This is a genomic window from Nocardioides sp. (assembly GCF_035697785.1).
In the GTDB taxonomy this organism is placed as follows: Bacteria; Actinomycetota; Actinomycetes; order Propionibacteriales; family Nocardioidaceae; genus Nocardioides_B.
The window spans coordinates 1-10,835 of sequence record NZ_DASSCL010000056.1 but is presented as its reverse complement, the minus strand read 5'-3'; the positions used below and the strand labels follow the sequence as shown (position 1 = coordinate 10,835).

Here is a 10,835-nt window from a genome sequence, read left to right as displayed (position 1 = left end):
CGTGGGGAGCCTGCACGCGGTGGGGCAGATCTTCGCGATCATGACACGCGCGTCGGGCAAGATCCCGCAGATCTCGGTGGTGCTGGGTCCGGCCGCCGGCGGTGCGGCGTACGGCCCGGCACTCACCGACGTGGTGATCCTCGGTCCCGAGGGCCGGATCTTCGTGACCGGTCCCGACGTAGTCCGCTCCGTGACCGGTGAGGACGTCGACATGCTGAGGCTGGGCGGACCGGAGCCGCACGGCCGCCGCTCGGGCGTCGTCCACATCCTCACCGAGTCCGAGGAGGAGGCGCTCGACCGCGCCCGCACAGTCGCCTCCCTGCTGGGCTCGCAGGGCTCGCTCGACGTGGCCGGCGTCGAGGACCGTGACCTCGCGGCGCTCCTGCCCGAGTCGAAGAAGCGGGCCTACGACGTGCACCCGCTCGTCGAGGCGATCCTCGACGAGGGCACCTCCCAGGAGGTGCACGCGCGCTGGGCGCCCAACATCGTCACCGTGCTCGGCCGGTTCGGCGGACGGACCGTCGGTGTGATCGCCAACAACCCGCTGCGTCTGGGCGGCTGTCTCGACTCGCTGTCGGCCGAGAAGGCGTCGAGGTTCGTGCGCATGTGCGACGCGTTCGGCGTACCCCTCATCGTCGTGGTCGACGTGCCCGGGTACCTCCCCGGTGTCGGGCAGGAGTGGGACGGCGTCGTACGCCGCGGCGCCAAGCTGCTGCACGCGTTCGGCGAGTGCGTCGTGCCGCGGGTGACGCTCGTGACCCGCAAGACCTACGGCGGCGCCTACATCGCGATGAACTCCCGGTCCCTCGGCGCGACGAAGGTGTTCGCGTGGCCGGGCGCCGAGGTCGCGGTGATGGGCGCGGTGGCGGCGATCCGGATCCTGCACCGGCGCAAGCTCGCCGAGGTCGCCCCCGACATCCGTCCCCAGGTGGAGGCCGAGCTCGCCGCCGAGCACGAGCGGATCGCCGGCGGCGTGGACAAGGCCGTCGAGATCGGCGTCGTCGACGAGGTGGTCGAGCCGACCGTCACCCGCACCGCCCTTGCCAAGGCGATCGCCGACGCCGGGATCGTGCAGCGCGGTCTTCACGGCAACATCCCGCTGTGACCTGGAAGTAGCCCATCTGGGCGGTTTCCCTCCGAGATCTCTCCCGCGAACCGGCGCGAGCCTTACAGTCTTGGTGAACGGGAGAGGGAGGGGCCAGATGCGAGCGGTCCCCGAGTGGCTGGCCGAGCGCGCTGTGCGGCTGCCCGGACAACGGCATCCAGAGCCGGAGAGCGTGCCGACGTTGCCGCACGGCATCCGGCCGCGACGGCCGAAGGACCTGCCCGCGTGCGCACGGCTGCTGCGGGTCGTCGCGACCGAGCACCAGTACCCCGCGCGCTGGCCGGAGGCGCCGCGCTCCTGGCTGGCCGGACCCGACGTACTCTCGGCCTACGTGGCCGAGGAGCACGGGGAGATTCTCGGCCACGTCGCGATCGCGACGGTGCCGCGCAACGGCATCTCCCGGGTGCGCTGGCAGGAGATCACCGGCCGGGACGTCACCCAGCTGCGCCGGATCAGCCGGTTGTTCGTCCGGCGGCGGGTGCGCGGGGAGGGCATCGCCAGCGACCTGCTCGACGTCGCCGTCGACGAGATCCGCACGCACGGCCTGGTGCCGGTGCTGGACGTGGTCAGCACCAGCACCGACGGCATCGCGTTCGTCGAGAAGCGAGGCTGGAAGCTGCTCGCGATGGACCCCTGGGGCTCGAAGACCGAGCACCTGCGCATGCACTACTACGCGGCGCCGCCCGCACCGCTCGGCCCGGCGCGCCCGTGAGCTGAGGGGCCAGTCCACTAGGTACCCGGTGGATTGGCCCCTCCTCGGCGTGGTTGGGGGTGCCGTTGGCCGGGCGGACAATTACCACGGTCCCGTGGTGAACTGCCGCTTCCCCCAGGGAGTTCACACCGGGAACGTGCCGATTACCACGGGACCGTGGTAATTGGGTCCCCGTCCCGCAGCCGATCACGTGCCGGTCAGGTGCTCCGGCCGCACGGGCACCCGGTCGAGCGCGAGGCCGGTGGCTGCGCGGATCGCGGCGACCACGGCGGGAGTCGAGGAGATCGTCGGCGGCTCGCCCACACCGCGCAGGCCGTACGGCGCGTGCGGGTCGGCGAGCTCGAGCACGTCGACCTGCATGGGCGGCATGTCGAGCACGGTCGGGATCAGGTAGTCGGTGAACGAGGGGTTGCGGACCAGCCCGTCGACGACCTGGATCTCCTCCATCACCGCGAGCCCGAGGCCCTGCGCGCTGCCGCCGTGGATCTGGCCGAGCACCGCGCCGGGGTTGAGTGCACGGCCGACGTCCTGGGCGCAGTCGAGCGCCACCACCTTGACGAGGCCAAGCTCGACGTCCACGTCGACGACGGCCCGGTGCGCCGCGAACGCGAACTGCACGTGCGCGCTGCCCTGACCGGTCTCGGGGTCCAGCGTCGTGGTCGGGCGGTGCCGCCACTCGACGGTGCGCTCCACGGCCTCCTGCCCGACCAGGTCGGCCACCGCCGCGACCCGCTCGCCGGTCGGGCCCACCACCGAACCGTCCTCGAGGGTCAGTGACGACGGTTCGACTCCGGCCGCCACCGACGCCCGCGCGAGCAGCTCCGCGGCCACCTCCCGGCAGGCGGCCTGGACCGCACCGCCGGTCACGTAGCTCTGCCGGGACGCCGAGGTGGAGCCGGCCGAACCGACCCGGGTGTCGGCGGTCTCCACGCGCACCTGGGCGATCCCGAGTTCGGTGCGGGCGATCTGCTCCTGCAGCGTCACCAGCCCCTGCCCGACCTCGACGGCCGCCGTGTGCACCGTGACCAGCGGCTCGCCGGCCACCACCCGCAGCGTCACCCGTGCGGTGGAGTAGTCGTCGAACCCCTCGGAGAAGCAGATGTTCTTGATGCCGACGCCGTAGCCGATGCCGCGTCGTACTCCCTCGCCGTGCGTCGTGTTGGACACGCCGCCCGGCAGGGACCGGATGTCGCGCGTCTCGACGGGACCAACGGTCAGGCCTGGGTCCGGGGGCAGCGGCATGTCCCGGACCCGCCGGACCAGCTCGGCCACGGGTGCGGCCGAGTCGAGCACCTGACCGGTGGCGACGTGGTCGCCCTCGGCGAGACCGTTGCGGATCCGGATCTCGGCCGGGTCGACGCCGACGGCCTCGGCCAGCCGGTCCATCTGCGACTCGTAGCCGAACGCAGCCTGCACCGCGCCGAAGCCGCGCATCGCCCCGCACGGCGGGTTGTTGGTGTAGGCGCCGTAGCCGTCGATCGAGACGTTGGGTACGACGTAGGGCCCGGCGCCCAACGTCGCCGCGTTGGCGACGACCGCCGGCGTGCTCGACGCGTACGCCCCGCCGTCGAGCACGATCTCGGCGCGCACGTAGACGAGCCGGCCGTCCTCGTCGGCGCCGTGCTCGTAGCGCATCCACGCCGGGTGCCTGTGGACGTGCCCGAAGAACGACTCCTCGCGGGAGTAGACCATCTTGACCGGCCGCCGGGTGCGCAGCGCGAGCATGCACGCGTGCACCTGCATCGAGAGGTCCTCGCGCGCCCCGAACGCGCCGCCGACGCCGGCCAGCGTGATCCGGACCAGCTCCTCGTCGAGGCCGAGCGCGTAGGCGACCTGGCTGCGGTCGACGTGCAGCCACTGGGTGGCGACGAACAGGTCGACCCCGCCGTCGACGGCCGGCACCGCCAGTCCGGACTCGGGCCCGAGGAACGCCTGGTCCTGCATGCCGACCTCGTAGTCGCCGGTGACCACCACCGGCGCGCTGGCCGTGGGGTCGCCGCGCCGGATGCGAACGTGTCGCACGGTGTTGCCGCCCTCGTGCACCGGCTCGCCATCGCCGCGCACCGCGGCCCGCGGGTCGGTCACCGGTGGCAGCTCGGCGTAGTCGACCTCTACCAGCGCGGCCGCGCGACGGGCGGTCTCCGGATGGTCGGCGGCGACCAGCGCGACCGCCTCGCCCTGGTAGCGGACCCGGTCGTCGGCGAGCACGGGCTGGTCGCGGTGCTCGAGGCCGTAGGCGTTCACGCCCGGGACGTCCTCGTGGGTGAGCACCGCGAACACGCCCGGGACGGCCAGCGCGGCCTCGGTGCGGATGCCGGTGATCCGGGCGTGCGCGTGCGGGCTCCGCAGGGTCGCACCCCAGAGCATGCCGTCCATCCAGAGGTCGGAGGAGAACGCGAACTCCCCGCGCACCTTGAGCCCGCCGTCCGGCCTTGCCGCGCTCGTGCCCACGCCGTCACGGGGTGGGCTCGATCGCCGGGTCGGGCTCGGGCGGGTGGGGCTCGTCGTCATCGCCGGCTCCTCTCCAGGAGCGTGCGGGCCGCGGTCGCCGCCCGACCCGTGAGGATGCGCTCGTCGGCGGTCAGGAGTACGTCGTCCTCCACGACCGTCACGCCGTCGACGACGAGCCGGGACAGCGGCGGCCGGGACCCCAGCACCAGCGCGGCGACCGGGTCCTCGCAGCCGGCGTGGGCCAGGCCGTCGACGCGCCAGACCGCGAGGTCGGCGAGCTTGCCGGGCTCCAGCGAGCCGAGCTCGTCGGCCCGGCCGATGGTGCGGGCGCCGCCGATCGTGGCGAGCGCGAGCGCGTCCCGCGCGCTCATCGCGCTGGGCCCGCCGCGCAGCCGGGCCACCATCACAGCGGCGTGCAGCTCGGTGACCAGGGAGCTCTCCTCGTTGGAGGCGGAGCCGTCGACGCCGAGGCCGACGGAGACACCGGCGTCGCGCAGCACGCCGACCGGGGCGATGCCGGCGCCCAGCCGGGCGTTGCTGGTCGGGCAGTGCGCGACCGCGGTGCCGGAGGCCGCGAAGCGCTTGGCGGCGGACTCGTCGACGTGCACGCAGTGGGCGAGCCAGACGTCGTCGCCGAGCCAGCCGAGGTTGTCGGCGTACTCCGTCGGGGAGCAGGCGTACTGCGACCGGCAGAACACGTCCTCCTCGAGCGTCTCTGCGAGGTGGGTGTGCAGCCGCACGCCGCGCTCGCGGGCCAGGGCGGCGGCCTCCCGCATCAGGTGCTCGGTCACCGAGAACGGCGAGCAGGGCGCGACCCCCATCCGGAGCATCGACCCGGGCGCGGCGTCGTGGAAGTCGTCGATCGCCCGCACCGTGCCCTCCAGCGCCGCGTCGGTGGTCTCGACGACGGTGTCCGGCGGCAGCCCACCCTGCGACCGGCCGAGGTCCATCGACCCGCGGGTCGGGTGGAACCGGAGCCCCACCTCGCGGGCGGCCGCGACGGTCGCACCGAGCACGTCTCCCCCGTCGCGCGGGAACACGTAGTGGTGGTCGGTCGTGCTGGTGCAGCCGGTGCGGGCCAGCCACCCGAGCCCGGCCGCTGCCGCGCCACCGACGACGTCCTCGTCGAGGCCCTCCCACACCGGGTACAGAGTGGTGAGCCAGCCGAACAGGTCGTCCTGCTGGGCCAAGCCGCGGGTCGCCCACTGGTAGAGATGGTGGTGGGTGTTGACGAGTCCCGGGGTGACCAGGCAACCGGTCGCGTCGACGACGGTGTCGGCGTCGCCGGTGACCGCCGGATCGGCCGGGCCGGGACCGACCGCGACGATCCGGGCGCCGTCGAAGACCACGTGGCCGTCGACGTGCTCCGTGCCCGCCGCGTCCACCGTCGCGACGGCGCAGCCCTGGATCACCGTGGTCATCGCTCGCTCCCGGTGCGCGACGCGGCCAGCCGCACCGCGTCGAGGATCTTCTCGTAGCCGGTGCACCGGCACAGGTTGCCCGACAACGCCTCGCGGACGTCGGCGTCGGACGGGTCGGCGTCGCGCTGCAGGAGGTCGTGCACGGCGACGACGAGGCCCGGTGTGCAGAACCCACACTGCACCGCCCCGGCCTCGACGAACGCCTGCTGCACCGGGTGCAGGCCGTCGTCGTCGGCGAGCCCCTCCACCGTCACGACCGTCCGTCCCTCGGCCTGCCCGGCGGCGACCAGGCATGCGCAGACCGGCACCCCGTCGAGGTAGACCGTGCAGGAGCCGCACTCGCCCTGCTCGCAGGCGTTCTTGGACCCGGGCAGGCCGAGCCGCTCGCGGAGCACGTAGAGCAGGCTCTCGCCGGCCCACACGTCGTCGGCGACCCGCGGCTCCCCGTTGACCGTGCAGCGCACCCTCATGACGCCTCCTCCGCGCGGTACTCGTCCCACGCCCACGTGGCCGTCCGGGCGGCCAGCACGGCCAGTGCGTGTCGTCGGTAGGCCGCGCTGCCGCGTACGTCGTCGATCGGGTCGGCCGCGTCCGCGACCAGCTCCCCGAACCGTCGTACGACGTCCGCGCCGACCGGCGCCCGGCCGTCCCAGTCGAGCTCCCCGGCGAGCTGCTCCTCCGCTGCGGGGGCACCGCGCGGGGTCGGGGCGGCCGACCCGATGCCGGTGCCGACCCGTCTGGTCGCCGGGTGCAGCGCCAGGCCGAAGGACGCGACCGCGATCACCATCGCGTTGCGGGTGCCGATCTTCGCGAACTGCTGGGGACCACCCGTCACCGGCACGTGCACGGCCCTGATCAGCTCGTCGGGCTCCAGCGCGTTGCGCTTCACGCCCACGAAGAACTCGTCCGCCCGGATGAGCCGGCTGCCGCGCACCGACTCGACCTCGATGACGGCGCCTGCCGCCAGCAGCGGCGGGTGGGCGTCGCCGGCCGGGGACGCGGACCCGAGGTTCCCCGCGACCGTGCCCCGGTTGCGGATCTGCGGCGAGCCGACGGTGCGCGAGGCCATCGCCAGACCGGGTGTCAGCTCGGCCAGGTCGGACTCGACCTGGGCGTAGGTGACGCCCGCACCGATGCGGACGACGCCGTCGTCGACCGACCAGGTCGCCAGCTCCTCGACCCGGCTGAGGTCGAGCAGACCGGCGGGGCGGCTCCGGTCGAAGTTGAGGTCCACCATCACGTCGGTCCCGCCCGCGATCGGCAGTAGGTCGGGACGCTCCGCACGGACCTCGAGGGCCTCGGCCCAGACCGTCGGCTGCACCATGTCCATGCTCACAACCGCACTCACCACGCCCCGGCGTCGGCGGTCGCGCCGTCCGCGAGCACGCTCGCCTCGATCAGGCCGTAGGGCCGATCGTCGACGTGGAACACCTCGCCGGGGTTGTCCAGCTCGAACGGCTCGAGGTCGACGAGGAAGTGGTGCACGTTGGGCAGCCTCAGCCGGACCTCCGAAACGCCGTGGCAGGTGGCCACCACCCGAGCCCCCATGGCGTAGAGCGTCTGCTGCAGGGACCGGCTGTAGGTGTCGGCGAAGGCAGTCGTCAGTGCCGATCGCACCGCGTCGTACGACGCCCGCCAGTCCGCCTGCGTCTCGCCGTGCCGCCACCTCGCCTCCACCGACGTGCAGAGGATCCGGTCGTCGGTCTCGGCCAGGGTGGTGTAGTCGTCGGTGGCGAAACCCTGGAACTCCGACCCGGTGGAGTTGAGCAGCACCAGGTCCCGCAGCCCGGAGCGGATCGTCGTGCCGGTGCCGTCGTGGGCCACGGTCGCGGTGCGGGTCTCCCGCCCGGACCGGGCGAACGAGTGGTCCGCCAGCCGCTCCCAGTGGTGCTCGTGCACCGTGACGGTCGCCCGGTGCACGGAGTCCACGGTGCCGACGAAGTGCCGGGCGAGCAGCAGCGCGAAGTCCTCGACCTGCTCGACCCCGTGCTCGCGGGCGAACGCGTAGACGGTGTTCTTCTGCGTGTCGGTAGGCAGCACCGTGCTGTTGTCGCCGGTGAGATGCACCGCGTCCATGTCGCCGGCGAGGGCGACGTCGACCGTCAGGTCGTGCAGGACGTGCCGCGGTCGGTCCCGGTCCACCTTCATGACCCGGATCTCGGCCTTGCCGTACTGGTTGTCGCCCAGCCGGGCCTGTCGGTCCATGTGTCAGCTCCCGCGGTACGTCGAGTAGGCGAACGGGCTGAGCAGCAGCGGCACGTGGTGGTGCGCGTCGGCGTCGGTGACCTCGAAGACCACCGTCACCTCGGGGTAGAACGTCGCGGTGCCCTGGCCGGCGAAGTAGTCGCCGCTGCCGAACACCAGGCGGTGCACGCCTGCCGTCGTGTCCGCCGGCCAGGAGCCGACCCTGCCGTCGGCGTCGGTGACCGCGTCGGCGACCGGCTCCCAGCCGTTGCCGTGCTGCCGTTCCCACCGGATCGTGACGCCGCGCGCCGGCGTGCCGCGCACCGCGTCGAGGACGTGGCTGGAAAGGCTCATCGGTGGCTCCAGGTGGTCGAGGTCGTCGAGCCCACCACTTTCATGAGCCGGAGACGGACGATCTCCGCGAGCTCCTGTCGTACGACGGCGGCCTCGTTCTCGTCGTCGTGGCCGAGCCGCTCCTCGAGCGCGGCCAGCATCTCCTCGGCGGACCGACCGGCCGCCCGGATCAGGAACACGCGTCCGAAGCGCTCCTCGTAGCGGAGGTTGCCCTCGGCCAGCCGTTGCTGCACGTCGGTGTCGACCACGAGCGCTCCGGCCTGCTCGCTGCGCGACCAGCGGTCCTCGGTCGTGCTGCCGAGGCGGCGTTCGCCGATCCGAGCGTGCGCGGCAAGGGCCTGGTCGAGGCCCGAATCATCGAGGCCGAGCAGGATCTCGTCGGAGAGGTCCGCGGCCGCCTTGGCCGACGGGAACGGCCGCGCGAGCGACATCCGGCTCAGCCAGGCGTCGGCCGCGCAGCACGCGCGCAGCTCGTCGTCAGTCGGGCTCAAGGGTCCCTGCATCCACATCCTCCCGTCGGGGCCTGTCTACACCAGATCGCCGAAGAGGTCAGGTACAAAAGGGATTGTCGGCGGCGGATCGGTCCGACAGGGTGTCCGGATGAGCCAGCGCACCTTTCCCGACCTGTGGGTCGACCCCGACGACGACCCGCGCGCCACCGACACGCAGCCACGCGGAGAGCGCGAGACGCTGCTGGAATACCTGCGCCACTACCGGCTCACCATCGAGATGAAGTGCGAAAGTCTCGATGCCGAGCAGATGGCCCGCCGCTCGGTGCCGCCGTCGACGCTGTCGTTGCTCGGCCTGATCCGGCACCTCGCCAAGGTCGAGCACAGCTGGTTCCGCCGGGTGATGGAGGGTGAGCCCCTCGACCGCCTGTACTGGAGCGCGGAGGACCGCGACCTCGACTTCAACGGCGCGGTCGCGGACCCTGCGGTCGTCGAGGACGCCTGGAGCTCGTGGCGACGTGAGGTGGCGCACGCGGAGGAGTACGTCGCCGCCGCACCGTCCCTCGACGTCACCGCGACGCACCACGGCGACTCGATCGAGCTGCGCGAAGTGCTGGTGCACATGATCGAGGAGTACGCGCGGCACGCCGGCCACGCGGACCTGCTGCGCGAGTGCATCGACGGCCGCACCGGCCAGTGAGTCAGCAGAGCTCGCCCAGCACACGGAACCTCGCCAGCCCGCCGTCCGGGTAGACGTCGAGCCGCACGTGGTCGACGGGGGTGCCGGCCGCGGACGCGTCCACCGGCAGCACGTGGCGGGTGTCGGGCTGCACCGCGGTGCGCGGCAGCAGCGTCGTCCAGCCATCGGTGCGGTCGCGCTCCGGCGTCCCGACGCAGCCGCGGACCTGCACCTCGGCCGGCGCGTTGCCGAGGAAGCAGGAGCTGTCCACCACCAGACGACGCACAGTGGCGGGACCGGCCAGCCGCACCGTCACGTGGTCGTTGCCGGCGTCGCGGCGGCGGGCGTTCTCCCAGCCCTCGCCGGTGGTGCGCGCGCGGCCGGGCATCAGCAGGTTGCGGGCCGAGGAGTAGAAGTCGTCGGAGCAGTCCACGACGTCGCCACCGCTCTCCAGCGCCGCCACGTCGACGGTGCCGGTCAGCAAGGTCGGGTCGGGTGCCGGGCGACCGTGCACCCGCAGCCGGGCCACGCCCCCGTCGGGGTGCAGGGTCAGCATCACGTGCGTGCAGGTCGGTGACCCCTCGACGGCGAACGCGTTGAGGCTGTCGCCGCGCACGTCGCTCTCGGGGACCAGCGGTCGCCACGACGCCCCGAGCAGCTCGTCGACACCCGGGTACCCGCCCAGGTCGACGCCGGCCACGCCCACCCTCGGCGGGTAGTTGCCCACGAAGTACGACGTGTCCACCACGACGCCGCGCACCTCCGCCCGCACGCCGAGCCGCACGATCGCGAGGTCGTGGCCGGGCGTGCGACGCCGCCGGGTCTCCCAGCCGTCGTAGACCTTCCCGCGCGGCCCGAACGCAAGGGGGTCGTGCACCGGCCGCCCCGGCGTCACGAGGTTCTCCGCCGCCGCGAACAGGTCGTCGTTGACGTGGACGACGCCGGCGCCGAGCGCGCGCGACGCGACGTCGGGCAGGTCGGTGAAGTCGTGGCTCATCGGGATCCCTTCCTGGCGAGCAAGCGTCCCCGGGGCGGTGCGTCGAGGTCGACCGGCCGCCCGGCGAGCAGGGTCTGCCGGACCACGCCGGTCAGGGTCCGGCCGGCGTACGGCGTGACCGGGTGCCGGTGCTGGAGACGGGCCGGGTCGACGACGAAGCTCTCGTCGGGTGCGAAGACGCACAGGTCGGCGTCGGCGCCCTCGGCGATCCGGCCCTTGTGCCACAGGGCGGCCCGGTCCGCGGGTCGGGTGGACATCCAGCGCACCACGTCGTCGATCCCGTGCCCGCGAGGCCGGGCCTCGGTCCAGGTCGCCGCCAGTCCGAGCTGCAGCGAGCTGACCCCGCCCCACGCATCGGCCAGGCCGCGCGGTCCGGTCCGCTTCAGCTCGGCCGGGCACGGCGAGTGGTCGGAGACGACCATGCCGAGCGTGCCGTCGAGCAGGCCGGCCCACAGGCCGTCCCGGTTGGCGTCGTCGCGGAGC

12 protein-coding genes are annotated in these 10,835 nt (G+C 73.3%); 3 read left to right on the top strand and 9 right to left on the bottom strand.

All coding sequences use genetic code 11. From position 1 onward, the window contains the following. The coding region (locus VFH10_RS05880; protein WP_325126899.1) for a carboxyl transferase domain-containing protein at window positions 1-1,105 on the top strand (1,105 nt) is incomplete at its 5' end. Window positions 1,106-1,202: 97 nt separating this feature from the next. Further along, window positions 1,203-1,817: a GNAT family N-acetyltransferase gene (locus tag VFH10_RS05875; RefSeq protein ID WP_325126897.1), complete on the top strand. Its 615-nt coding sequence runs from the start codon at window positions 1,203-1,205 to the stop codon at window positions 1,815-1,817. A 186-nt stretch (window positions 1,818-2,003) separates the two neighbouring features. Here the strand turns inward: VFH10_RS05875 and pucD are convergent, their stop codons facing one another. Genes pucD through uraD form a run of 7 tightly spaced genes read right to left on the bottom strand, consistent with a single transcriptional unit; the run spans window position 2,004 to window position 8,730 of the window. Beyond that, entirely contained in the window at window positions 2,004-4,328 is a 2,325-nt protein-coding gene (gene pucD, locus VFH10_RS05870) for a xanthine dehydrogenase subunit D (protein ID WP_325126895.1), read from the bottom strand. Beyond that, window positions 4,325-5,689, bottom strand: a complete 1,365-nt coding sequence (locus VFH10_RS05865; protein ID WP_325126893.1) for an 8-oxoguanine deaminase — start codon at window positions 5,687-5,689, stop codon at window positions 4,325-4,327. Before VFH10_RS05865 ends, pucD begins: the two co-directional genes overlap by 4 nt. After that, window positions 5,686-6,159, bottom strand: coding sequence for a (2Fe-2S)-binding protein (locus VFH10_RS05860; RefSeq protein ID WP_325126892.1), 474 nt, complete (start codon window positions 6,157-6,159; stop codon window positions 5,686-5,688). The genes VFH10_RS05865 and VFH10_RS05860 overlap by 4 nt, the downstream gene beginning before the upstream one ends. After that, window positions 6,156-7,019, bottom strand: a complete 864-nt coding sequence (locus tag VFH10_RS05855) for an FAD binding domain-containing protein (RefSeq protein WP_325126890.1) — start codon at window positions 7,017-7,019, stop codon at window positions 6,156-6,158. The genes VFH10_RS05860 and VFH10_RS05855 overlap by 4 nt, the downstream gene beginning before the upstream one ends. A 14-nt stretch (window positions 7,020-7,033) precedes the next feature. Continuing rightward, on the bottom strand, window positions 7,034-7,894 hold the full coding sequence (gene pucL, locus VFH10_RS05850; protein ID WP_325126888.1) for a factor-independent urate hydroxylase: 861 nt from the start codon (window positions 7,892-7,894) through the stop codon (window positions 7,034-7,036). A 3-nt stretch (window positions 7,895-7,897) separates the two neighbouring features. Continuing rightward, window positions 7,898-8,227, bottom strand: a complete 330-nt coding sequence (uraH, locus tag VFH10_RS05845; protein WP_325126886.1) for a hydroxyisourate hydrolase — start codon at window positions 8,225-8,227, stop codon at window positions 7,898-7,900. After that, entirely contained in the window at window positions 8,224-8,730 is a 507-nt protein-coding gene (gene uraD, locus VFH10_RS05840; protein ID WP_325126884.1) for a 2-oxo-4-hydroxy-4-carboxy-5-ureidoimidazoline decarboxylase, read from the bottom strand. Before uraD ends, uraH begins: the two co-directional genes overlap by 4 nt. A 97-nt stretch (window positions 8,731-8,827) precedes the next feature. Between uraD and VFH10_RS05835 the strand changes: the two genes are divergently transcribed. Then, entirely contained in the window at window positions 8,828-9,376 is a 549-nt protein-coding gene (locus VFH10_RS05835) for a DinB family protein (protein ID WP_325126882.1), read from the top strand. Window position 9,377: 1 nt separating this feature from the next. Here the strand turns inward: VFH10_RS05835 and alc are convergent, their stop codons facing one another. Together alc and VFH10_RS05825 are read right to left on the bottom strand one after the other, a co-directional pair. Next, window positions 9,378-10,352, bottom strand: coding sequence for an allantoicase (gene alc, locus VFH10_RS05830; protein ID WP_325126880.1), 975 nt, complete (start codon window positions 10,350-10,352; stop codon window positions 9,378-9,380). Beyond that, on the bottom strand, window positions 10,349-10,835 hold a 487-nt coding region (locus tag VFH10_RS05825; protein ID WP_325126878.1), incomplete at its 5' end, for an amidohydrolase family protein. The genes VFH10_RS05825 and alc, both read right to left, overlap by 4 nt.

Bases quoted from the DNA above. Each gene is read 5' to 3' on its own strand.
- VFH10_RS05875 (WP_325126897.1), top strand. From the start codon at position 1,203: ATGCGAGCGGTCCCCGAGTGGCTGGCCGAGCGCGCTGTGCGGCTGCCC.
- pucD (WP_325126895.1), bottom strand. From the start codon at position 4,328: ATGACGACGAGCCCCACCCGCCCGAGCCCGACCCGGCGATCGAGCCCA.
- VFH10_RS05865 (WP_325126893.1), bottom strand. From the start codon at position 5,689: ATGACCACGGTGATCCAGGGCTGCGCCGTCGCGACGGTGGACGCGGCG.
- VFH10_RS05860 (WP_325126892.1), bottom strand. From the start codon at position 6,159: ATGAGGGTGCGCTGCACGGTCAACGGGGAGCCGCGGGTCGCCGACGAC.
- VFH10_RS05855 (WP_325126890.1), bottom strand. From the start codon at position 7,019: ATGGACATGGTGCAGCCGACGGTCTGGGCCGAGGCCCTCGAGGTCCGT.
- pucL (WP_325126888.1), bottom strand. From the start codon at position 7,894: ATGGACCGACAGGCCCGGCTGGGCGACAACCAGTACGGCAAGGCCGAG.
- uraH (WP_325126886.1), bottom strand. From the start codon at position 8,227: ATGAGCCTTTCCAGCCACGTCCTCGACGCGGTGCGCGGCACGCCGGCG.
- uraD (WP_325126884.1), bottom strand. From the start codon at position 8,730: ATGCAGGGACCCTTGAGCCCGACTGACGACGAGCTGCGCGCGTGCTGC.
- VFH10_RS05835 (WP_325126882.1), top strand. From the start codon at position 8,828: ATGAGCCAGCGCACCTTTCCCGACCTGTGGGTCGACCCCGACGACGAC.
- alc (WP_325126880.1), bottom strand. From the start codon at position 10,352: ATGAGCCACGACTTCACCGACCTGCCCGACGTCGCGTCGCGCGCGCTC.